Source organism: Micromonospora sp. NPDC000316 (genome assembly GCF_042898885.1).
In the GTDB taxonomy this organism is placed as follows: domain Bacteria; phylum Actinomycetota; class Actinomycetes; order Mycobacteriales; family Micromonosporaceae; genus Micromonospora.
Genome location: NZ_JBIAZG010000004.1, coordinates 295,928 through 317,671, shown reverse-complemented (window position 1 = coordinate 317,671; position 21,744 = coordinate 295,928). Strand labels below are relative to the sequence as shown.

Here is a 21,744-nt window from a genome sequence, read left to right as displayed (position 1 = left end):
GTCACCACGCCGGGGTGTTTGTCGATGTGAAGGTCGATCACTCGTGGGTCGTGCCACCCTCGTCGTGGCCGCCCAGGCGCTCGATGATCGGCGACGGAACCGGCGGGGCGGTGAGCGGCACCGCGATCGGCACCGGGCTGGTGACCGTGTTGCCGTTGCCGAAGTCGAACGTCACGACGATGTTCTGCCCGCTGCGCAGGGCCTCGTTCAGGCCGATCAGCCGGAGTTGACTGGTGGCCTCCGAGTTGAGCTGGAGGTAGCTCTGCGGGGCCAGCTCGATCCGGGCCGGCTGGCCCGGCGCGGCGGGGCTGGCCGAGCCCGATGCCCGCGCCGATTCCGGGGCGGACGGGGTTGCCGACGACGACCCGGTGCCGGACGGGGTCGCCGACGGGCTGGGCGAGCCGGATTCGGAGGTCGACGGGCTGGCGGAGGCCGACGGGCTGGCGGAGCCCGACGCCTCGGCGGACGGCGTCGCGCTTGCCGAACCGCTCGAGATCACCAGCTCGCGGGCGCTCTCCGTGGTGACGGTGACCGTCACGGTGCTCTTCGAGTCGTTGTAGATCACGGCGTTGAGCAGCGCGTCCTGGCCGGCCTTGTAGCCCTCGGTGCCGGGGTAGTCGACAAGCAGGCCGCGTACCGCGTACGCGCCGTTGGCGGTGGTGAGGCTGACGCCCTGGACCGACGGCTCCTTCAGCGCGGTCTCGGCGACCTGGCCGGTGCCGCATCCGGACGCCAGCAGGCCGGTGGCCGCCGCGATCCCGACCAGCAGCAGGCCTGCCCGTCGGGAACCCCTGATCGAGCGCGTCACGTCGGTCCTCCTCGTTGCGATCCCCACCCGGCCGCACACCGGGCACGGTGGCCATACCCGCGCAGACCGCGTTCCAGGGTAGTTGGAGCTGATCGAGGCCCGCACACGGACCCGGCAATGCCACCTTCCCGGGTGCCCCTCACACCACCCGGCCGCTGGCCACCAGCAGAACGACGTCGATGAGGGCTATCAGCATCACCGCCCGGAAAGCGGACACCGGTCGCCGGCCGGCGCGGGCCGCCGAGCGTCCGGCGTACCAACTCAGTGGCGGCACCACGGCGGCCGTGCCGACCGCCGCCAGGCCGACCGCCGACGGCGGCCCGGGTGGCCCCAGGACCAGGGTCGCGGTCGCGGCGAGGAGCAGCCCCGCTGCGGCCACCCGGCTGCCGGCCGCGCCGAGCCGGTGCGGCAGGCCGCGCACCCCCGTCCGGGCGTCGTCGGCGAGGTCGGGCAGCACATTGGCGAAGTGCGCGCCGGCTCCCAGGCAGGCCGCCGCGACAAGCAGCCAGGCCGGCGGGGTCGGTTCGCCCGGCAGCCCCAGCACCACGAAGGCGGGCAGCGCGCCGAAGGAGACGGCGTACGGCAGCACCGAGAAGGCTGTGGCCTTGAGCGGCCAGTCGTAGAGGAGCGCGGAGACCAGGGCGACCGTGAGCCAGAACGCCGCAGTGGGGTTCGTGGTCAGCGCCAGCAGCGGGCAGGCCACCGCGGCCGCCGCCGCGGCCCAGGCCGTGGCGCGTCGGCCCACCGCGCCAGCGGCGACCGGCTTGTCGGTACGTCCCACTGTGGCGTCCCGCTCGGCGTCCAGCGCGTCATTGGTCCAGCCGACGGCGAGTTGGCTGGCGAGCACGGCGAGCACCACCGAGACGATTCCCGCCGGTCGGTGCCCCACTCCCCAGGCGAGCAGACCGGCCACCGTTGTCACCGCTGCGGCCGGTTCCGGATGGCTCGCCTTGACCAGCCCTAACACCCTCGACGACATAAGGGAAGTCTGGTCGTTACCGAGCAGTCGTGCCACGCTCGGTTGCATGCGAGACGTGGCTGCGGCCGAGGCGTCCACCGGTCACCGGGTGCTGCCGCGCAACGATCCACGCCAGTACGACGACCTGGCCGACGAGTGGTGGCGGCCGGACGGCGCGTTCGCGATGCTGCACTGGTTGGCCGAGGCCCGCGCGGCGCTCGTGCCACCGGCCGACCGGCCCGACGCGATCCTCGTCGACCTGGGCTGCGGCGCCGGGCTGCTCGCGCCGCACCTGGCCGGCAAGGGCTACCGCCATGTCGGTGTCGACCTGACCCGCTCGGCGCTGCTGCAGGCCGCCGAGCGTGGGGTGCGGGTCGTGCAGGGCGATGCCACCGCGGTGCCACTGCCCGACGGTTGCGCCGACGTGGTCTCCGCCGGTGAGCTGCTGGAGCATGTGCCGGATTGGCGGCGCGCGGTGGCCGAGGCGTGCCGGCTGCTACGGCCGGGTGGTCTGCTGGTGCTGGACACCCTTAACGACACGGCGCTGGCCCGGCTGGTCGCGGTGCGGATCGCCGAGCGGCTGCCCGCGGTGCCGCGCGGCATCCACGATCCACTGTTGTTCGTGGACGCCCGCGCGCTTGTCGCCGAGTGCGCCAGACACGGCGTCGAGTTGCGGTTGCGGGGCATCCGGCCGCAGGTCGGCGGCCTGGTCGCCTGGCTGGTGCGCCGGGCCCGGGGGCCCCGGGCGTCAGGTGTGGCGCGCGCCGGTCGGGCCCCGCGCATCGTGTCGACCCGGTCTACCGCCGTGTTGTACCAGGGCCGGGGGGTCCGTAACGGATAGTCGGGTCGTGGTGGGGGTATGGGACGCCGAGGAGGGGGCGATATGACGGTGCACGCGCTTGAGGCGGCCCGCCGGTTGGCGCCGCGGTTCGCCGCGCGGGCGGCGGAGCACGACCGGGACGGCTCCTTTCCGGTCGAGGACTTCCGTGACCTGCGGGAGGCTGGCCTGTTCGGGTTGATGGTGCCCCGCGCGCTGGGCGGGCTGGGTGCCACCTTCGCCGAGTACGCGGCAGTGGCCACTGAGCTTGCCCGGGGCAACGGCGCGACAGCGCTGGTGTTCAACATGCACGCCTCGGTGACCGGCGCGTTGGGCGCGGTCACCGAGGAGTTGGCCGAGGCGCTCGGTGTGCCGGCCGAGGCGCTGGCCGCCCGGGACCGGCTGCTCACCGCCGCGGCGCAGGGCTCCTGGTACGCGGTGGCGATGAGCGAGCGGGGTGCCGGTGCCCGGTTGTCCCAGCTGAGCACGGTCTACGAGGCGACCGACGAGGGCTGGCACCTCAAGGGCAGCAAGACCTTCTGTTCCGGCGCCGGGCACGCCGACGGTTACCTGGTGGCGGCGCGCAGCTCGGCCGACCAGTCGGTGGTCTCGCAGTTCCTGGTGCCGGCCGGCGATGGTCTGACCGTCGAGCCGACCTGGGACGCGCTGGGGATGCGTGCCACCTCCTCGCACGACCTTCACCTGGACGTCACGGTGCCGTCCGACCGGTTGTTGGGCGGGGTGGAGGGGCTGGCCCTTGTGGTCGCCCAGTTGATGCCGCACTGGCTGGTGGCCAGCTACGCCGCCGTGTACGCGGGGGTGGCCCGGGCGGCGATCGACGCGGCGGCCGAGCACCTCAACGCCCGGAACCTGTCCGGCCTGCCGGCGGTGCGGGCGCGGCTGGGCCGGGCGGACGCGGCGACGGCGGCGGCTGAGCTGGTGGTGGCCGAGGCGGCCCGACGGGTGGACGACGCCCCGGGTGACGAGGAGACCAATCGCTGGGTATGGCGGGCGAAGTTGCTCGCCGGCACGACGGCCGCCGAGGTGGCGGCGTCGGTGCTGGAGGCGGCGGGCACGTCGGCGACCCGACGTGGCCATCCGTTGGAGCGGCTCTATCGGGACGCCCGCTGCGGCTCGCTGCACCCGGCCACGTCGGACGTCTGCGCCGACTGGCTGGGCATCGCCGCGTTGGGCGGCGATCCGGACCGTGACGGATCGGCACCGCGTTGGTGAGCCGGCCGCGCGGTTGTCGCGAGGGGATTTGGCCGGCCGAGGTGGCCGGTGGGACGGCAAGGGGGAGGACAGCGTCTGACGAGAGGTGGGGATCGTGCCCGTACCAGTGATCGCAGGGCTCGGGACGGCGCAACCGCCGTCCGCTTCGCAGGACGAGTTGTGGGAGGGCTTCTTCTCCCGGCACTTCTCCGGCACCACCCGGTCGTTGGCCGAGCGGATCTTCGCGAACTCGGGGGTGACCCGGCGTCAGGCAGCGGTAAACCCTCTGTTGGAGGACGTCTCGGAGTGGCCGACCGAGCGGCGGATGCGTCGCTACCAGGTGGAGGCACTGCCGCTGGGCAAGGAGGCGGTCGGGCGCGCGTTGACGGCCGCCGGGTTGGACGCCGGCGACGTGGGCATGTTCATCGTCTGCTCCTGCACCGGGTACGCCACCCCGGGGCTGGACATCCTGCTCGCCAGGGACCTCGGGATGGCGCCGAGCACCCAGCGGATGTTCGTCGGCCACATGGGCTGCTACGCGGCGCTGCCGGGCCTCGGCGCGGCGAGTGACTTCGTCACCGCTCGGGGTCGCCCGGCGCTGCTGCTCTGCGCCGAGTTGACAAGCCTGCACATCCAGCCGTCCAGCGCCCGGGTGGACACCCAGCAGATCGTCTCGCACGCGCTCTTCTCGGACGCCGCGGTCGCCGCGGTGGTGGTGCCGGGCGGCCCGGGGTACGCGTTGCGCGAGGTCACCGCGGTCACCGACACCTCGACGGCCGACCACATGACCTGGGACGTCACCGACGTCGGTTTCCGGATGGGGCTGTCGCCGAAGGTGCCGCAGGTGCTCTCCCGGCATGTCCGCGCTCTGGTGGACGACCTGCTGGCCCGGCACGACGGCACCGGTTCGGAGGTTGACGGTTGGGCCGTGCACCCGGGCGGCCCTCGGATCCTCAACGTGGTCGAGCGGGAGCTTGCCCTGCCGCCGACGGCGCTGGCCGCGTCCCGGGCGACGCTCGACGAGCACGGCAACTGTTCCTCGCCGACGGTGCTGCTGATCCTGGACCGGCTGGCTCGCGCGACAACCGCCCCGCGACGGGTCGTCATGCTGGCGTTCGGCCCGGGCCTCACCCTGTACGCCGCCCTGCTGGATCGACAGGACTGATCGCCGCAGGCCGGGCCGGTACGCTCGCCGCATGGATGCGGCGGAGGGTTACCGGCTGCGGTCTGCGGTGCTCGCCGGGGTGGCGGTGGCCGCCCTGGCGGTCGGCGGCTGGTGGTGGCAGGCCGCCGCTCCGACTGTCGGTTCGGCGCGTCCGTCGACGGCCGAGCCGAGCGGCGAGCCGACCCTCAGCACCGCTATGGAACGTGTCCTGGCCGCAGGGGTGCCCGATGGGCGGCCGGTGACGGTGCGGGTCGACCCCGAGACGGGCGAGGTCAACGAGGTGCGGTCCAGATCGAGGGTGGTGATCGACCCGGCGACCGGTGCGGTCGTCGACGTCGAGGGCCCGCCCGGCGACGGCTTCACCACCGGTGACCTGCCGCTCTTCAAGGAGACGGTCTGGCGTGTACGGCGGGAGCTCAGCCCGGGGGTGGCCGTGACCCGGCGGTCCGCCGACGATGGCGGCCGCCATCTGCTCCAGTTCCGGTGCACCCGGCCCGGCTCCCTGGCGGTGGCGGTCACCGGGGCCCGGGTGGCGGGCCCGTCACACGTCGACTGCGACGGCACCATCGCCACGGCCGAGGTGGTCTCCGCTGGCGGGTCGATCCGGGTGTCGCTGCTGTCGACAGGCGCGCAGCCCATCGACGTCCAGGCGCAACTCGTCACGCTGCCCTGACGCCGGTCAGGCGACGAGGGCTGTCAGTTCTTTCTGGTAGGCCTCGACCGGCCCGAGATCGGGCAGCACGCCTGTCACCACGCCCGTGCGGTCGACGAGGAGCGCGGTCAGGGCGCCGGGTCGGGCTGGTTGGCCCAGGAAGGAGCGCAGCCCGCCAGCGGGGTCGGCAAGCGCCCGGACGTTTCCACCGGCCGGTGGCGTGGCCGCGACCGTCCGCCCTCCGGCCACGGTGATCACGGCGACCCCCGCCGGGGCTGCGGCCGCGGCCTGGGCGACCCGCTCGGGGCAGGGGCAGCCGTCCACGAGGATGATCATGGCGGGGAGCAGACCGCGCAGCGGCACTGGCGCCTGGGCGGCGTCGACGAGATCCAGCGCGGGCAGCGCCCGCCCGGTGACCATCGGCGGCGGCGCGAACGGGGTCGGGGCGGGCCGGTCGGTGCTCCGGTTGGCGCGCGGCCAGGTCACGGCGAGCAGGCCGGCCAGGGTGGTGAGCACCGCTACCAGCAGCACCAGCAGCGGCAGGGCGAGGGCGCGGTGGTCGGCGTGCTGGCCGGCGGCCCGGCGCAGCTCGCGGCGAACCCGGGCGGCCTCGGCGGCGAGCGCCGACGCGTCGTCGGGGACCACTACACGGCCCCACTCGGGTGGCAGGTCGGGCAGGCCGTCGGACGGTCCGTTGCCCTCTGCGTCCGGCTTGCCCATCGGACCCCCTGGAAGCGTCTCGAGAGCGGAGTGTTGCTCGGACTCCAGCGTCCCGTACCGGGGGCACCTCCCGCTACATCTGGGCGCAGTCCCGCCGGGCGGGATACCATGGGATGAGCGCATAGCCCTTGATCTCGACGTTCTGATCACCCGTACCGGGAAGTCATCCGCAGGTTACGGAGCGTGTTCGAATCATCAGTTTGACTGCCTGTCAAGCCGAAGAAAGACCTCTCACAGGGCCCCTGAGCTGCGCCAACGGTCAGGACATCGGTGAGACATCGTTGCCTGATCGTGTTACCCTAGACACAGCGAAAGGGGTTTCGAACCTATGGTTTTCAGTGTCGGCGAGACCGTTGTCTACCCCCACCACGGGGCCGCACTCATCGAGGCAATCGAGACTCGGGTCATCAAGGGCGAGCCTAAGCAATATCTCGTCCTGAGGGTCGCGCAGGGTGACCTGACGGTCCGGGTGCCGGCCGAGAATGCCGAGATCGTGGGTGTCCGCGAGGTGGTTGGCGAAGAAGGCCTCGGCAAGGTCTTCGACGTTCTCCGGGCTCCGCACACCGAGGAGCCGACCAACTGGTCGCGGCGTTACAAGGCCAACCTGGAAAAGCTGGCCTCCGGCAATCCGCTGAAGGTCGCCGAGGTCGTTCGCGACCTGTGGCGCCGGGAGCGGGAGCGGGGCCTTTCCGCGGGCGAGAAGCGGATGCTCGCCAAGGCCCGTGACATTCTCGTCGGCGAGGTCGCGCTGGCAGAGAAGAGCACCAAGGACGAGGCAGAGACGCTGCTCGACAAGGTCCTCACCGAGGCCTAGTCCACAGCATCGTCGTACCCACTTCCTAGCGAAGAAACCACCGAGGACCGCGACGTGACCGCGCAGCTCAATCCGCGCGGTGACGTCGCGGTCCTCGTGCCTGCGGCGGGCGCCGGCGTACGGCTCGGCCCCGGCCGACCCAAGGCGCTGCGCCTGCTCGCCGGTGAGCCGCTGCTTGTGCACGCCGTGCGTCGGCTGGCCGCTGCGGCGTCGGTGCACACGATCGTGGTGGCCGCGCCGTCGGCCGAGGTGGCGGCCGTCCGTGAGCTGCTGGCCCCGGTGGCGCCGGTGATCGTGGTCCCGGGTGGCGCCGAGCGGCAGGCGTCGGTGGCAGCCGCGCTGGCCGCCGTGCCCGAGGGTCCGACGATCGTCCTGGTGCACGACGCCGCCCGCGCGCTGACCCCACCGGAGCTTGTCGAGTCCGTCGCGGCGGCGGTCCGTGGCGGTCGGGATGCGGTGATCCCCGTCCTGCCGGTCGTCGACACGATCAAGGAGGTCGGTGCCGGCGAGGTGGTGCTCGGCACCGTCGACCGGGCCGCCCTCCGTGCGGTGCAGACCCCGCAGGGCTTCCGCCGGGCAGTGCTGATCGCCGCGCACGCCGCCGCCGGCGACGCGCTCACCGACGACGCGGGGCTGGTCGAGAAGCAGGGCGTGACAGTGAGCTGCGTGCCCGGCTCGGAGTACGCCCTGAAGATCACCCGCCCGTTCGATCTGGCTCTCGCGGAGCATCTGCTCGGCACCGCCGGTTGACGCGTACTCTCGATTAATGATCATTCCTCGGGTGGCCATCGGCACCGACGTCCACGCGTTCGAGCCCGGACGCCCCTGCTGGGTGGCCGGCCTGCTCTGGCCCGACCAGGACGGCCTCGCCGGGCACTCGGACGCGGACGTCGCCGCGCACGCCGCCTGCAACGCCCTGCTCTCCGCCGCCGGTCTCGGCGATCTCGGCTCCACCTTCGGTGTGGGCGAGCCCGAGTGGGCCGGCGCGTCCGGTCAGGCACTGCTTACCGAGACGGCCCGCCGCGTGCGCGCCGCCGGCCTGGAGATCGGCAACGTGTCCGTGCAGGTCATTGGCAATCGGCCCAAGATCGGCCGGCGTCGTGTGGAGGCCGAGCAGGTGCTCTCCGCCGCCATCGGCGCCCCGGTCACCCTCTCGGCCGCGACCACCGACGGGCTCGGCTTCACCGGCCGCGAGGAAGGGCTGACCGGCATCGCGGTGGCCCTGGTGTACGACGCGCCAGCCGCCTAGGCTCGCCGCGATGTCAAGCGAACCCGCCCCCGATCGTTCCGCCGCCGACGGCTACCTCGACCGGGCTCAGCTCCTTGCCGAGCTCGGCCGCCACGACGAGGCCGTCACGGAGTTGGCCTACGGGCTCGCGTTGAAGCCCGCGGACCCAGAGGCGCTCACCATGCTCGCCCGGGTGCACCTGGCGGCGGGCCGGCCCGCCGATGCGCTCACCGCCGCCGACGCGGCCGTGGCCGCCGCTCCGGAGGCGCTGCCGCCGTTGGTGGTGCGGGCCATGGCGCTTGCCGACCTGGAGCGCTACGCGGAGTCCGCCGCGACCGCCGACCGGCTGCTGGCGCTCGGTCCGGCCGACGCGTACGCCCAGCGCAGCGCAGCGGCGATCCTGGCCGACTCGCGCAACGGCCAGCCCGCGCTGAACGCGGCCTGGCGGGGGGTCGAGCTGGCGCCCCAGGAGCCGCAGGCGCATCTGGTGCTCAGCCTGGTCGCCGCCCGGCTGGAGTTGTTCGACCTGGCCGAGCGGGCCTACGCGGAGGCGCTGCGGCTCGACCCGCGTCTCGCCGACGTCGGCCAGGACGTGGGTGTCATCCGCCTGGAGCAGCGCCGCTGGTCGCAGGCGCTTGAGCACGTCGCCGAGGCGGTCACGATCAGCCCGAAGCGGATGGACTCGGGGCGGACGATCGCCTACGGGCTGCACCGCCTGGTGCTCTACGGCGCCGGCTGGTCGCTCGTGGCCGCGGTGGTGGTGGCGTTCGCGGCTGCCGCAAACGACGGGTTCTCCCGCATCCTCGCGGTCCTCGCCGCGCTCACCGGCGGGATCGTGGTCTGGCAGCTCGCGGCCCGGCTGCCGGGGCTGACCCGGACCATCCTGCCCAGGCTGTTGCACTCGGACCGAGGGCTGGCCCTGGCGATCTACGCGGTGGCCGCCGCGCCGGTGCTGCTGCTGGCGTACGCGGTGGTCGGCTCGCCGTGGCCGCTGGTGCTGGCCATCGCCGCCACCGCCGTCGCCGAGTTCGCCATCTTCACCCGCACGGCGGCGCGCTCCTGAGTCAGGCGCGACGCGCCCACGTCCAGGCGTACCCCTCGTCCTCGCAGGTGCGGGCCGCGTCGCAGAGGTCCAGCGGGCGGAACGTGTCGACCATGACGGCCAACTCGTCGAAGTAGTCCGCGCCGATGGATCGCTCGGCGGCACCCGGCTGGGGGCCGTGGGTGAAGCCGGACGGGTGCAGCGAGATCGAGCCCTGCTCGATGCCGGAGCCGCGCCGGGCCTCGTAGTTGCCGCCGGTGTAGAAGAGCATCTCGTCGGAGTCGACGTTGTGGTGGTTGTACGGCACCGGGATCGACTGCGGGTGATAGTCGACCTTGCGGGGCACGAACGAGCAGATGACGAAGTTGGGCCCCTGGAAGGTCTGGTGCACCGGCGGGGGTTGGTGGATGCGGCCGGTGATCGGCTCGAAGTCGTGGATGGAGAACGCCCACGGGTAGAGGTGACCGTCCCAGCCGACCACGTCGAACGGGTGGTTGGCGTAGACGTGGCGGGTCCAACCGCGTCGGTGGCGTACGAGCACCTCGACCTCCTCGCCGTCGACGAGCAGCGGCGCGTCGGGGCCGCGGACGTCGCGCTCGCAGTACGGCGAGTGCTCCAGGAACTGCCCGCGTACGGAGAGGTAGCGCTTGGGCGGGCCGATGTGCCCGGACGCCTCGACGGCGAGCAGTCGGGCGGGCTGGTCACCTGTGGGCACCAGCCGGTGGATCGTGGAGGTGGGGATGATGATGTAGTCGCCGGCGACCGCCTCCAGCACGCCGAACGGCGACTCGACCCGCAGCGTGCCCGCCTCGACGTAGAGGCAGTGGTCGCCGGTGGCGTCGCGGAACAGCGGTGAGGGCCGGTCGGCGAGGACGTACCCGATGCGGACGTCGTCGTTGGCGAGCAAATACTGCCGGCCGAGGATCGGGTCGGCGCCACCGGCGTCGAGCTTGTGGGTGCGCAGGTGGCGGGGCTTGAGCGGCAGGTTCGGCGCCCGGGTGAACGCGGGCGGGGTGAACTCGTCGGCGGCCAGGATCGCGGTGGGGGCGTGCCGGTGGTAGAGCAGGGACGAGTCGGACGAGAAGCCCTCCTGACCCATCAGCTCCTCGGCGTAGAGGCTGCCGTCGGGCTGGCGGAACTGGGTGTGGCGCTTGCGCGGCACCTCGCCGACGCTGCGGTAGTACGGCATCTCGCCTCCCGAAATATCCCGTTCACCGGCCAGAGGCGTCCGATAATCGGACGCTGTTGTCCGTTCCTTGTAGCGTCCCGTACATTCTTGTTCCGTGTCAACGCAGGTGCCCGCACTCCTCCACGGCCTGGTGGACGACGCTGCCGTCTTCCCTCCGGGCAGTGCCGCGCTGCACGACGCCCTGGCCGCCCACCGCCAGCACCGCGCCGCCTGGTACGCCGACCTGGTCGGCCCGCTGCTGATTCCCGCCTCGACCGTGGCGGCCGGTGAGCTGAGCGGTCTCGTCGACCCAGGCGAGGGCCTGGTGGTCGGCGTGATCGGTGACACCGGGATCGAGACCCTGCCATTCGCGCTGTCGTTTCTCGCCCCGGACGGCGTCACCGCGCGTCAGGTCGAGGTGGCGATCGCCAAGCGCGGCGAGGACCCGCTGCCCGGCATCGCCGCGCTGCTGCGGCTGATCGACGCGCTACCGGGCGTGGAGGCCGTCTACGCCGAGCTGCCGCTGACTTTCGGGCTGATGGGCGGGCTGGACGCGCTCGCCGCCGCCCGCGCCGACGGGGTGCCGATCGCTGCCAAGTTCCGCACCGGCGGACTGGCCGCCGAACTCTTCCCCACGCCCGCCGAACTGGCCGCGGTGATCTGCGCCTGCCGGGACCGTGGCCTGCCGTTCAAGCTCACCGCGGGGCTGCACCAGGCCGTTCGGCACCTCGACCCGGAGACCGGCTTCACCCACCACGGCTACACAAACGTGCTGGCCGCGACGCTTGCCGCCGCCGGCGGAGAGAGCGTCGGCGCGATCGCCGAACTGCTGACCGCCCTCGACCCGCGCCCGCTGCTGGAACGCGTCGACGTGCGGCGGGACGCGCCGCGTCCACTCTGGGTCGGCTTCGGCTCGTGCAGCATCCTGGAACCACTTACCGATCTGATCCAGCTGGGGCTGGTGAACGGGGGCTACGACGCATGACCTGGGTGACCGGTGTTGACGGTTCGCCGTACGGCGTGACGAACCTGCCGTACGGGGTGTTCCGGTCCGACGAGGGCCAGCCGCGGATCGGCGTACGGATCGGGTCCTGGGTGCTCGACCTGGCCGGCGCGGAGGCCGCCGAGCTGGTGCTGGCCGCCGGCACGCTCAGCAGGCCCACCCTCAACGACTTCATGGCGCTCGGTCGTCCCCAGTGGACAGCGGTGCGGCAGCGGATCACCGAACTGCTGACCGACCCGGCGCACCGACAGGCGGTGGAGCCGCTGCTGATGCCCCTTGACGACGTGGAGATGCTGCTCCCGATCGAGGTGGCCGACTACGTCGACTTCTACTCCTCCGAGCACCACGCCTCGAACGTCGGCCAGATCTTCCGTCCCGGCCAACCGCCGCTGCTGCCCAACTGGAAGCATCTGCCGATCGGCTACCACGGGCGGGCCGGCACTGTCGTCGTCTCCGGCACGCCGGTGATCCGGCCGGCCGGTCAGCGCGCCTCCGCCGAGGGGCCGGTCACCGGCCCGTCGGTACGCCTCGACATCGAGGCCGAGGTCGGTTTCGTGGTCGGTGTGCCCAGCCCACTGGGCTCGCGGGTCTCCGTCGACGACTTCGCCGACCACGTGTTCGGCGTGGTGCTCGTCAACGACTGGTCGGCCCGGGACATCCAGGCGTGGGAGTACCAGCCGCTCGGTCCGTTCCTCGGCAAGTCGTTCGCCACCTCGGTCTCGGCCTGGGTGACGCCCCTGGACGCGCTCGGTGCCGCCTTCGTGCCGGCCCCGGACCAGGACCCGCCTGTCGCCGGCTACCTGCGTGACGTGCCGCACCTGGGTCTTGACCTCCGGCTGGCCGTCGAGTGGAACGGCGAACGGGTAAGCGAGCCGCCGTTCGCCAGCATGTACTGGACGCCGGCCCAGCAGTTGGCGCACCTCACCGTCAACGGCGCGTCAGTGCGCACCGGCGACCTGTACGCCTCGGGCACCGTCTCCGGCCCCGACCGTTCGCAGGTCGGCTCGTTCCTGGAGCTGACCTGGGGTGGGGCGGAGCCGGCGAAGGTCGGCACCGAGAGCCGTACCTTCCTCGTCGACGGCGACACGGTGACCATCACTGCTACGGCACCCGGCCCGGACGGCACCACAATCGCCCTCGGCGAGGTCACCGGAACGATCCTCCCGGCTCGCTGAGCCGCCGCCTTCGAATCGTGGGCGTCGACACCTACCCTGCCCCGGCTCCTTTGCTCTGCTTCACTCCACGCACCACCTGGGGCCCCTTGTTGTTGCGCCAGTTGAAGCAGAGCAAAGGGGTTGAGTAGTCATCCCTCCACCCGCCTCGGTTGTGGTGCGACCCCGCGCCTGTCGGGGTGTCTCATCGGTGGGACTCGTGATCGCACCGGATGTGCGATCACCAGGCCTGTTTGCCCCGTTGGTTGACGCGGATCATGTCGCCCCGCCGACCGGCACACATCAGTCATCGTCTGTCTGCTGGCGGTAGGGCAATCCCATCGCACACGGAGGTAATCACGATGCACGATCTTGCGGGAGCGATCTGGCGGACCAGCAGCCGCTCGAATGACCAAGGGCTCTGCGTGGAGGTGGCGGACAACCTTGTCGACGTCGTCGGCGTTGTCGGGGTCCGTGACTCCAAGGACCAGACCGGCCCCACACTGGCCGTCAGCCCGCCGGGGTGGACGGCGTTCATCGGTGCCATCCGGGGCGGTCGCTTCGAACGCTGACCGGCGCGCCGGCACCTGTCGACGACCCGGTGCCAAGCGACTGCCGAAACGGACAGCGGGGCCCTCGGGTGGTGGAAATTCCGTCCCGGGGGCCTCGTCCGGCCCTCACCGCGCGTACCGTCGACGACACGGGAGGGTGGCATGTCGACGGTGACGGTTTCCGGGCTCATCGAGGCGCACGCTGTCGACGTCTGGCGTCTGCTGACCGACCTGCCCGGCCGGGCGGCGCGGCCGACGGCTGTCGGCCCGATCGAGATGCTGACCCCGGGGCCGTTCGGGCCGGGCACCGCCTGGCGTGAGGAGCGTGTCCAGCCGGGCGGTGGCACGCTCACCGAGGAGTTCTTGGTGGCGGAGGCCCTCGCCCCGCAGCGACTGGTGCTGTGTTCCTCAGGCGCCGGTGCGGATTACCGGATCACCTGGAGCCTGCGACAGGTCCGCCGTCGCCGCCGGGCTCGCACGGCGATCACCATCACCCAGGAGGCGGTGCCGACCGACCCGTACGGTCGGGTGGTGGCGTTGCTGCTCGGCGGGCTCGCCGCCCGGGCGGTCGAGGTGGCGCTCCGGCGTGACCTCGCCGACCTGGCCGTGGCGGCGGGTGCGGCCGGCTCGGTCGAAGCGGCCTGACCGGCACCCAGCCCGCGATCGGTGCGACGGTGGCCATCGCGACCTGGCCGGGGCCTGACCAGTTTCCCTGGGTAGGGTGCCGGGCGGAGGTGCGGCATGGGGTTTCCGAGGGGCCGGCGACGGCTCGTGCCGGCGGTGGTGGCGATGCTCGCCACGGCGGCCACCGCGACAATCGTGTATCGGGTGCTCGCGCCGGCCGAGGTGAGCACGGTGGCGACTGCGGAATACCCGGCTGCGGCCCAACCGCCAGTCGGCGTGGTCGGTCGGCTTCCGGTCGCCCCGCTGATCGTGGACGACAGGCTGCGGGTGTACGCCGCGCACCGCCAGGTCTATGCCGATCGCCCGGTCGACGGGCGGCACCGCACCACCCCCTACTGGTCGTACCGGCGCTGGCCGGCGGAGTTGACGGCAGTGGTGGCCAGCGGCAGCACTGTGGTCAGCCGCTGGTCCGATGGCCAAATGGTCGCGCTCGACGCGCCGACCGGCCGGGTGCGGTGGCGGGCCGAGGGTCCGGTGCCCGCCGAGAGCGCGGCGGTGGTCCGGCGAACGAGGGCTGCCACCGTCTGGGACTCTCGCGGGCTCTACCTCACCCACCTCGCGGACGGCAGGACGGTGCTGGTGGTCACCGGCGACACCGAGGCACGCGGGGTGGAGGTCGCCGGCGGCCGGGAGTTGTGGCGGGTCGACCTGCCCGGCGACTGCCGCAGTGACGTCGGCACCACGAACTCCGGGCAGTTGATCGGCTTGGACAGGTGCGCGGGCCCGGCCACCGTCGAGTTCCGGGACGCGGCGACGGGTGCGGTGGGTACGCGTTGGCGACCGCCGGGTGGCGCGGACGGATTGGTGGCGGCTCCGCTCGGTTGCCGTACCGGCCATTCGGAGTGCTCGGGGCTGCGGACCGCGGGGCCTGGGGACGCGGGTGGTCGGGGCTGGCTGCTGGGCGACGGCGAGCCGATTCCCGCTCCCGCGCTGGACCCGACCGGCACCGCGCTGGCCGGCGAGCAGGCCGTCGCCGTGGTCGACGGGGCGGCGGTGGGTCGCTCGGCGCGTGACGGCACCGAGTTGTGGCGGTCGCCGGGCCTCGGAACGGCACGGGTGCTCGCGGTGCAGCCCGGCCGGGTGCACCTGCTGACCGATGTGAACGACCTGGTGACGCTGGATCCGGTGACCGGTGCGCAGTTGTCCCGCTTTTCGCTGAATGTCGGGTCCGACGGTACGGGCTGGATGCCCGGGGCGGTGTTCGCCGAGGACGGTTATGTCGCGGTGGAGCGGCTCCGAAAGCCTGTCGACCCGGAGGGTGACGACCAGCGCTACTACCTGACCGCCGAGGCGGTCATCCTGGCCGCCACCTGATCGTTAGATCCCGCACCTGGGCACACTCTTTGTCCAGAAAGGGTACGTTTCTCACGGTTCAGGTTTCCGTGGGAAGGGGTCGGCGCATGGGTCGGACGGCAGCCAACTATTTCGTGGGCAGCGCGCTCGCCGTCACCGCGAGCCTCACGCTTGTGGCTTCGCCGGTGCAGACAGCGGACTCGGCGTCGGCGCGTGGGCTCAGCGCCGCAGGAGCCGAGCGGTCGACAGACGACGGCGTCTCCTTCGAGATCGTGCCGGCCTCGCCGACCCCGACCCCGGCCCCGCCCACTCCCACGCCGACACCACCCACTCCCACGCCCAGCCACGGTGGTCAGTTACCGGTCACCGGTTCCGGAGGGTCGGCGCCGCTGCTCGCCGGGCTGGGCGGGGCACTGCTCCTTGTGGGTTGGCTCGCCGCCCGCCAAAGGCGGTCGATCTGATCGCCCGCCGGAGGCGGCAGGTCTGACGGTCTGCGTCCGCGCAGCCGAGGGCTGCCGTTGGCGACGGCGTTGGGGCACCACCAGGCGGCCTCAGCGCCCGGCCGGGACCCGCTCCCGCGGCCTGCGGGCGGGAGGCCTACCGGAACGGTGCGAGCGTCGGGCCAGCACACCGAGGCCGGTGATCAGCAGCAGACCCGCGACGACTGCGCCCACGGCCCAGCCGGAGATCATCCGGGAGACGATGGTGCCCCGCATCCCGACCTGACCCGCGTCGGGGAACTGGATCTGCGCGGTGATGGTGCGCTTCACCAGCCCGCTCTCCAGGTTCACCTCCACCTTCCAGGGGCCGTTGGGCAACTCGGCGGGGAGTCGAGCGACGACCTGCCCGGAGCCACCGGGCGGAAGCGTGACGCCCTGGCCGATCGGGAAGGGGCCGGCCCGGCTGCCTGCCGGCCCATCGCTCAGGGTGACCGTGCCGGTCAGGTCGAGGGCGCGACCGCCGGTGTTGGCGACCTGGATGGTCACCGACGGTTCACCCTCGGGGCTGCGGGCCGGGCGTAGCTCTCCGATCGAGAAGTCGGAGGCCGGTTCGCCGCCGGGGCCGATGTCGAGGTACATCCGGACGCCGACCCGATGGACCTGGGTGATCTCCCCGCTGGTCCGGGGTGCGGACGTCGTGGACGCCCAGAGCACCCCGTACCGCTCGCCACGCGAGGCGGGCGGCGGCACGGTGATGGTCGCCTGGACCCGGGTCTCGCCCCACGGCTGCACCTCCACGGTGTCGCGGTCGAGGGTGGTCCAGGAGGTCAGCTCGTTGGCCGCGCGTCCCTCGCCGAAGCGGAACGTCGATCCCTCCACGGTGGCCGCCGCCGGGTACACGTCGATGCGACGGGTCTCGCCGGTGCGATTGGCGATAAGCAGTTGCCGCTTGATTGTGGTGCCCGGCGGGAGATGGTCGACGATGTAGCGCAGCGCCCGGGGGTCGGCACGGCGGTCGGTCGGTGCTTCCAGCAACCGGATCCCGATGCTGCCCTCGTCCGACCCCGACCCCGACCCCGTTCCCGGCTCGGCCGCGCCGGCCCGGGTCGACAGACCCGGACCGGCGAGGCAGAACAGGGCGAGCGCGACCGCGACGGTCGACCGCCCCCGGGGGCTACGCCACCGAATGTGTCACCGTGCCGGTGTAGGTGCCCGCGACGCTGTCCAGCGGGACGTTGACCACCAGGGTGGGGTTCCAGGTTGCGGTGTTGCCGCCGGTGCCACCAGCGTGGGTGAACGCGGTCAGCGGGGTGGTGCTGGACAGCGGCGCGGCGTCGCCAGCGGCGGCCTGCCCCGGCGTGAAGGTGCCGGTGCCCGTGGTCGCAGACGCCACGCCGGACCAGTAGTTGATCTCCTCGGGGAGGACGGTCTCGGTCGGGGAGCCCGTGCCGGCCTGGAAGACCGAAGCCGTCACCGTGGCGGTCCAGGAGGCATCGTCGGAGGCCCGGGAGTCGTCGACCGTCACGCTGCCGAGTTGGCCGGTGATGGTGCCACCGACGGCACCGGTGCCCAGGTCGGCGGCGGCTGGCGCAACGACGTCGAGCGTGCCGGCGAGCACCTCGAAGGTGGTGTCCGTGGTGTCCGTGGGCGCGGCGGCGGCGGGCGTGGCGAGGAAGCCCACCATCGCGGCGGCAGCGGCCCCGGCGAGACAGATCTTGGCAGTACGCACTGTTCGTTACCCCGTTTTCTCGAAGTGAGCCGGCGTGCGTCCTCGGCACGCCGGCTTACTTCGGAAGATAGGGCACAAACTACGCAAGACCGGACAAACGGTCCTTATGTCACAAGTTGGTCATTCAGGTGTCAGGTTAGGGCCGCCTCGGCCGCCGCCAGGAAGGCGTCGTTCTCGGCAGGCGTGCCGATGGTGACCCGAACGCCGTCGCCGGGGAACGGTCGGACGATCACTCCGCGCGCCTCGCACGACTTGCCGAAGGCCACGGCCCGGTCGCCAAGCGGCAGCCAGACGAAGTTGGCCTGGCTGGCCGGCACGTCGGGCACGAACTTGCGCAGCGCCTCGGTGACCCGGTCCCGTTCGGCGATGACCAACGCGCAGCGGCGCTCCATCTCGGCGACCTGTGCCAGCGCGGCGAGCGCCCCGGCCTGGGCGGCCGTGCTTGTGGAGAACGGGGTCGTCACCTTGCGGATCGCCGACGCCACCGCAGGCTGGGCCACCAGCCAGCCGATCCGCAGACCAGCCAGGCCCCACGCCTTGGACAGGGTGCGCAGCACCGCGACGTTCGGCCGGTCCAGATAGTCGAGGCCGTCCGGCACCTCGGGGTCGGTGACGAACTCCCGGTACGCCTCGTCGATGACCACAAGCACGTCATCGGGCACCGCGTCGAGGAACCGGTCCAGCTCGGCACGGCGTACCGCCGTGCCCGTGGGGTTGTTCGGGTTGCAGACCAGGATCAGCCGGGTCCGGTCGGTCACCGCCGCGGCCATGGCCGCCAGGTCGTGCCCGTGCCCGGCGTCGTTGGGCACCCGCACGCTTGTCGCGCCGCTCGTCGCCGCGATGATCGGGTACGCCTCGAACGACCGCCACGAGTAGAGGACCTCGTCGCCGGGCAGGCAGGTGGCCCGGACCAGGTGCTCGGCGAGCGCCACCGACCCGCAGCCGGTGGCGATCCGGTCGGCGTCCACGCCGTACCGCTCGGCGAGTGCGTCGCGCAGCGCCACGACACCCATGTCCGGGTAGCGGTGCGAGGCGGTGATCGCCTCGGTGACCGCCTCGACCACGCCCGGCAGCGGCCCGTACGGCACCTCGTTGCTGGCCAGCTTGATCGCCTCCGGCAGACCCAACTCGCGTGCCAGGTCGGCCGGGCTGCGCCCAGGAACGTAGTTGGGCAGCGCGTCCAGGTCGGCGCGGGTCAGTCGCAGCGCCGGCTCGTGGCGTCCGGAGTCGGTCATGGGGTGTCTCCCGTGGGCTGGGGGTGGTCGTCAGTGGTGGTGGACTCAGCGGGGTCGGGGAGTTGGACGACAACCGTCTGTGCGCGCTTGTCGTGCAGCGCCCGGCGGAGCGGATGGTCGAAGAGGGGGGAGAGGGCGCCGACCAGTTGCAGCACCAGGCCGAGGCCCGCGCAGTACCAGAGCAGGGTGGGCAGGCCCATCGTGCTCCACCGGCTGAACGCCCGACCGAAGCCCAACGGCTGGTCGGCGGCGATCGGCACCGCGCGGATCCGCATGACCCGCTTGCCGAAGGTCTGCCCGTTTGCGGCCATCGAGGGCACCTCGTACGCCAGCCAGAGCGCTGTGGCGATCATGACGATCACCACCTGGAGGAGCCCGGCCTGCTCGCTGATCGGCGGCAGCCCTTCGGTGGAGGTGTTGCCCTCAAGCCCGCGCCGGAATGCCTCCCGCCAGTACGGCAGCAGCTCCTCCAGCCACCGCCAGACGAACCAGCCGTTGACCACCGCGTTCAGGGCGAACACGATGCCGAAGTCGATCAGCCGGGCGGTGAACCGGCGGCCGTAGCCAGCCAACGGCAGCCCGTGCGGGCGCGGCTCGGGCGGTCGGCCGGGCCAGCCGGGTGGAGCACCCGGCGGCGTCCAACCGGGTGGACCGGCCTGCGGCGTCCACCCGGGCGGCGCACCTGGCGGGGTCCATCCGGGCGGGCCGGCCTGTGGCGTCCATCCGGGCGGGCCGGCCTGAGGTGTCCATCCCGGCGGACCGGCTTGGGGTGTCCAGCCGGGCGGGCCGGCCTGGGGTGTCCAGCCGGGCGGGCCGGCCTGGGGGTCCTGCCCGGGGTGCGGTGCCGAACCGGGGTGCGGCGTCCGGCCCGGCGGGTTTGTCACCCCGTTGGATGCTGCGGGCGCGGCCGGGGTGACAGGTACGGGTGGCGGCTCGACCGGGGGCGGCCCGTCCGGTGGGGTGGCGTCGACGGGGATGGGCGCGCCGAGCCAACCCTCACCGTCCCAGTACCGCCGGGTCTCAGTGTCGGCCGGGTCGACGTACCAGCCTGGTTGCACACTCACGCCGTCGCTCCGCTTCGCTGCGCGTCGGCGTGAGGCGTCACCCTGCTGAGCCTGATGGTTCGCTCGCTGCGCTCACTCACGAGGCAACCTTAACGACGACCGTTCCGGCGAACTTGTCGTGGAGGCACTGCTGCCAGGGCTTGTCCCACAGCTGCCAGAACCCGTCGGCGTAACTCATGCCCGGAACCAGCGAGGACGCCAGGTGCTGCACGAGCCACCGTCGGCCGGCCATCCGCCTGTCGAGCGTGCGGGTCGGGTCGAGCGGCACCACGCGCAACTTCATGATCTTCTTTCCGAGCGTCTGACCGCCGCGCTTGAGGTACTCCACGTGATAGAGCCAGTAGAGCCCGAGCAGCACGACGAACAGACCGAACTGGAGCAGCAGGATCGGCAGGAAGAAGCTGACGAAGAACGTGCCCGGGTCGGGTTCCACGAGGGTGCCGTCCGGGTTGATCTGGGTCATCTCGGTGAACATCCGCCACCAGAGGACCACGAAGATCGGCATGAACAGCACAAGCGCCACGACGGTCGCCAGTGCGGTGTCGATCAGCCAGGCCAGCAGCCGGTCGCCGAAGCTGGCAAGTGGCTGCCCAGCCGGGCTCAACGTCGGTGGCGGCGGGCCCACCGGGCGGGGTGGTCCGGCGTACCAGTGCGGCGGGGCGTACCCGGGCGGGGCGTACTGCGGCGGCACGGCGTACCCCTGGGGGTTCTGTCCGGGCGGCGGCGCGACGCCGCCAGCGGCGGGCGGAGGCCCACCAGCCGGCGGCGTCGGGTACGTCGGAGGCTGCGTCACGCTCGCAAGTGTTACAGGTTGCCGCGCGCTTCCTGCTCCCGCTCGATGGCCTGGAAGAGCGCCTTGAAGTTGCCCTTGCCGAAGCCGAGCGAGCCATGCCGCTCGATCAGCTCGAAGAAGACCGTCGGGCGGTCCTGGACCGGCTTGGTGAAGATCTGGAGCAGGTAGCCGTCCTCGTCCCGGTCGACAAGGATCTTGCGGGACTTCAGCTCCTCGATCGGCACCCGTACGTTGCCGATGCGGGCGCGCAACTCCGGGTCCTCGTAGTACGAGTCGGGGGTGTCGAGGAACTCGACACCGGCGGCCCGCATCGCGTCGACGCTGGCCAGGATGTCGTTTGTGGCGACGGCGACGTGCTGGGCGCCCGGGCCCTGGTAGAACTCCAGGTACTCGTCGATCTGGGACTTCTTGCGGGCGATCGCCGGCTCGTTGAGCGGGAACTTCACCTTGCGGGTGCCGTTCGCGACGACCTTGCTCATCAGCGCCGAGTAGTCGGTGGCGATGTCGTCGCCGATGAACTCCGCCATGTTGGAGAAGCCCATCACCCGCTTGTAGAACTCGACCCACTCGTCCATCCGGCCCAGCTCCACGTTGCCGACCACGTGGTCGACGGCCTGGAAGAAGCGCTTCGGCTGGATGCCGGCGTCGATCATCGGCTTGCGGTCCACGATCGGGCCGCGGGCCACGAAGCCGGGCAGGAACGGGCCGGTGTAGCGGGAGCGGTCGACGAGCGTGTGCCGGGTGTCGCCGTACGCGGCGATGGCTGCCATCCGGACGGTGCCGTGCTCGTCGCTCACCTCGTGCGGCTCGACGACGCCTGTGGCGCCCTGCCCGACGGCGTGCGCGTACGCGGCGTCGACGTCCGGCACCTCCAGCGCGATGTCACTGATGCCGTCGCTGTGTCGGGCGACGTGGTCGGCGCCGTCGGCGTCCGGGCGCACCGCGCCGGTCAGGACGAACCGGGCCGAACCGCTTGTCAGCACGTACTGGGCGTGGTCGCGGTAGCCCTGCTCGGGCCCGCGGTACGCCACGCAGGTCATGCCGAACGCCGTGGAGTAGTAGTGCGCGGCCTGCTTGGCGTTGCCGACCAGGAAGTGCAGGTGGTCGAGGCCCCGCACCGGGAACGGGTCGTGGCTGATGTCGTGGTCGACTGCGCCGACGAGCCGGTCGACGTCGACGTCCTCGGTCGACTTGGGTCGGTCGATCGCCTGGGTCAT

General features: G+C 72.3%; 24 protein-coding genes. 14 read left to right on the top strand and 10 right to left on the bottom strand.

Translation table 11 applies throughout. The features are described from left to right. Positions 1-37: 37 nt before the first annotated feature. Together ACFY2Q_RS12360 and ACFY2Q_RS12355 are read right to left on the bottom strand one after the other, a co-directional pair. Positions 38-808, bottom strand: coding sequence for a hypothetical protein (locus ACFY2Q_RS12360; RefSeq protein WP_387129596.1), 771 nt, complete (start codon positions 806-808; stop codon positions 38-40). Positions 809-947: 139 nt separating this feature from the next. Beyond that, positions 948-1,787, bottom strand: a complete 840-nt coding sequence (locus tag ACFY2Q_RS12355; RefSeq protein ID WP_387129595.1) for a UbiA family prenyltransferase — start codon at positions 1,785-1,787, stop codon at positions 948-950. Between the two features lie 46 nt (positions 1,788-1,833). Between ACFY2Q_RS12355 and ACFY2Q_RS12350 the strand changes: the two genes are divergently transcribed. The 4 genes from ACFY2Q_RS12350 (at position 1,834) to ACFY2Q_RS12335 (ending at position 5,633) form a co-directional block, all read left to right on the top strand. After that, positions 1,834-2,607, top strand: a complete 774-nt coding sequence (locus tag ACFY2Q_RS12350) for a methyltransferase domain-containing protein (RefSeq protein WP_387129594.1) — start codon at positions 1,834-1,836, stop codon at positions 2,605-2,607. A 42-nt stretch (positions 2,608-2,649) separates the two neighbouring features. Further along, positions 2,650-3,816, top strand: a complete 1,167-nt coding sequence (locus ACFY2Q_RS12345; protein ID WP_387129591.1) for an acyl-CoA dehydrogenase family protein — start codon at positions 2,650-2,652, stop codon at positions 3,814-3,816. Between the two features lie 94 nt (positions 3,817-3,910). Continuing rightward, the gene (locus ACFY2Q_RS12340) at positions 3,911-4,960 is read left to right on the top strand and encodes a type III polyketide synthase (protein ID WP_387129590.1); all 1,050 of its coding nucleotides are present in this window, start codon (positions 3,911-3,913) and stop codon (positions 4,958-4,960) included. Positions 4,961-4,991: 31 nt separating this feature from the next. After that, the gene (locus ACFY2Q_RS12335; protein WP_387129589.1) at positions 4,992-5,633 is read left to right on the top strand and encodes a hypothetical protein; all 642 of its coding nucleotides are present in this window, start codon (positions 4,992-4,994) and stop codon (positions 5,631-5,633) included. 6 nt (positions 5,634-5,639) lie between these two features. Here the strand turns inward: ACFY2Q_RS12335 and ACFY2Q_RS12330 are convergent, their stop codons facing one another. Then, positions 5,640-6,332, bottom strand: a complete 693-nt coding sequence (locus ACFY2Q_RS12330; protein ID WP_387129588.1) for a hypothetical protein — start codon at positions 6,330-6,332, stop codon at positions 5,640-5,642. 328 nt (positions 6,333-6,660) lie between these two features. Here ACFY2Q_RS12330 and ACFY2Q_RS12325 point away from each other — a divergent pair, with 328 nt between their 5' ends. The 4 genes from ACFY2Q_RS12325 to ACFY2Q_RS12310 are packed head-to-tail and all read left to right on the top strand — an operon-like array spanning position 6,661 to position 9,437. Next, positions 6,661-7,146, top strand: a complete 486-nt coding sequence (locus tag ACFY2Q_RS12325) for a CarD family transcriptional regulator (protein ID WP_007073334.1) — start codon at positions 6,661-6,663, stop codon at positions 7,144-7,146. 54 nt (positions 7,147-7,200) lie between these two features. Beyond that, positions 7,201-7,896: a 2-C-methyl-D-erythritol 4-phosphate cytidylyltransferase gene (ispD, locus tag ACFY2Q_RS12320; protein WP_387129587.1), complete on the top strand. Its 696-nt coding sequence runs from the start codon at positions 7,201-7,203 to the stop codon at positions 7,894-7,896. Positions 7,897-7,912: 16 nt separating this feature from the next. Continuing rightward, positions 7,913-8,395, top strand: coding sequence for a 2-C-methyl-D-erythritol 2,4-cyclodiphosphate synthase (gene ispF / locus ACFY2Q_RS12315; RefSeq protein ID WP_387129586.1), 483 nt, complete (start codon positions 7,913-7,915; stop codon positions 8,393-8,395). Positions 8,396-8,405: 10 nt separating this feature from the next. Beyond that, positions 8,406-9,437, top strand: coding sequence for a tetratricopeptide repeat protein (locus tag ACFY2Q_RS12310; RefSeq protein ID WP_387129584.1), 1,032 nt, complete (start codon positions 8,406-8,408; stop codon positions 9,435-9,437). 1 nt (position 9,438) lies between these two features. Here the strand turns inward: ACFY2Q_RS12310 and ACFY2Q_RS12305 are convergent, their stop codons facing one another. Beyond that, positions 9,439-10,605, bottom strand: a complete 1,167-nt coding sequence (locus tag ACFY2Q_RS12305; RefSeq protein ID WP_387129583.1) for a homogentisate 1,2-dioxygenase — start codon at positions 10,603-10,605, stop codon at positions 9,439-9,441. Between the two features lie 94 nt (positions 10,606-10,699). Between ACFY2Q_RS12305 and ACFY2Q_RS12300 the strand changes: the two genes are divergently transcribed. The 6 genes from ACFY2Q_RS12300 (at position 10,700) to ACFY2Q_RS12275 (ending at position 15,727) form a co-directional block, all read left to right on the top strand. Further along, positions 10,700-11,569: a hypothetical protein gene (locus ACFY2Q_RS12300; protein WP_387129582.1), complete on the top strand. Its 870-nt coding sequence runs from the start codon at positions 10,700-10,702 to the stop codon at positions 11,567-11,569. Further along, positions 11,566-12,762 (top strand): fumarylacetoacetase, encoded by a 1,197-nt coding sequence (gene fahA, locus ACFY2Q_RS12295; RefSeq protein WP_387129580.1) that lies wholly within the window; start codon positions 11,566-11,568, stop codon positions 12,760-12,762. Before ACFY2Q_RS12300 ends, fahA begins: the two co-directional genes overlap by 4 nt. A gap of 338 nt (positions 12,763-13,100) precedes the next feature. Next, positions 13,101-13,310 carry a DUF397 domain-containing protein gene (locus tag ACFY2Q_RS12290; protein ID WP_387129578.1) on the top strand — a complete coding sequence of 70 codons (210 nt, stop codon included), beginning with the start codon at positions 13,101-13,103 and terminating at the stop codon, positions 13,308-13,310. 141 nt (positions 13,311-13,451) lie between these two features. Then, entirely contained in the window at positions 13,452-13,934 is a 483-nt protein-coding gene (locus ACFY2Q_RS12285) for an SRPBCC family protein (RefSeq protein ID WP_387129577.1), read from the top strand. A 96-nt stretch (positions 13,935-14,030) separates the two neighbouring features. Further along, positions 14,031-15,287 (top strand): pyrrolo-quinoline quinone, encoded by a 1,257-nt coding sequence (locus ACFY2Q_RS12280; protein ID WP_387129576.1) that lies wholly within the window; start codon positions 14,031-14,033, stop codon positions 15,285-15,287. Positions 15,288-15,373: 86 nt separating this feature from the next. Continuing rightward, entirely contained in the window at positions 15,374-15,727 is a 354-nt protein-coding gene (locus ACFY2Q_RS12275; RefSeq protein ID WP_387129574.1) for an LPXTG cell wall anchor domain-containing protein, read from the top strand. A gap of 90 nt (positions 15,728-15,817) precedes the next feature. Here the strand turns inward: ACFY2Q_RS12275 and ACFY2Q_RS12270 are convergent, their stop codons facing one another. From ACFY2Q_RS12270 to hppD, 6 genes are all read right to left on the bottom strand, one after another. Continuing rightward, on the bottom strand, positions 15,818-16,741 hold the full coding sequence (locus ACFY2Q_RS12270) for a hypothetical protein (protein ID WP_387129572.1): 924 nt from the start codon (positions 16,739-16,741) through the stop codon (positions 15,818-15,820). Between the two features lie 139 nt (positions 16,742-16,880). After that, positions 16,881-17,435, bottom strand: a complete 555-nt coding sequence (locus ACFY2Q_RS12265) for a hypothetical protein (RefSeq protein WP_387129571.1) — start codon at positions 17,433-17,435, stop codon at positions 16,881-16,883. A gap of 131 nt (positions 17,436-17,566) precedes the next feature. Then, positions 17,567-18,670, bottom strand: coding sequence for a histidinol-phosphate transaminase (gene hisC / locus ACFY2Q_RS12260; RefSeq protein ID WP_387129569.1), 1,104 nt, complete (start codon positions 18,668-18,670; stop codon positions 17,567-17,569). Beyond that, a complete protein-coding gene (locus ACFY2Q_RS12255) occupies positions 18,667-19,734 on the bottom strand; it encodes an RDD family protein (RefSeq protein WP_387129567.1) in 1,068 nt (355 codons plus the stop codon). The genes hisC and ACFY2Q_RS12255 overlap by 4 nt, the downstream gene beginning before the upstream one ends. Positions 19,735-19,810: 76 nt before the next feature. Further along, on the bottom strand, positions 19,811-20,527 hold the full coding sequence (locus tag ACFY2Q_RS12250; protein WP_387129566.1) for an RDD family protein: 717 nt from the start codon (positions 20,525-20,527) through the stop codon (positions 19,811-19,813). 11 nt (positions 20,528-20,538) lie between these two features. After that, positions 20,539-21,744, bottom strand: coding sequence for a 4-hydroxyphenylpyruvate dioxygenase (gene hppD / locus ACFY2Q_RS12245; protein ID WP_387129565.1), 1,206 nt, complete (start codon positions 21,742-21,744; stop codon positions 20,539-20,541).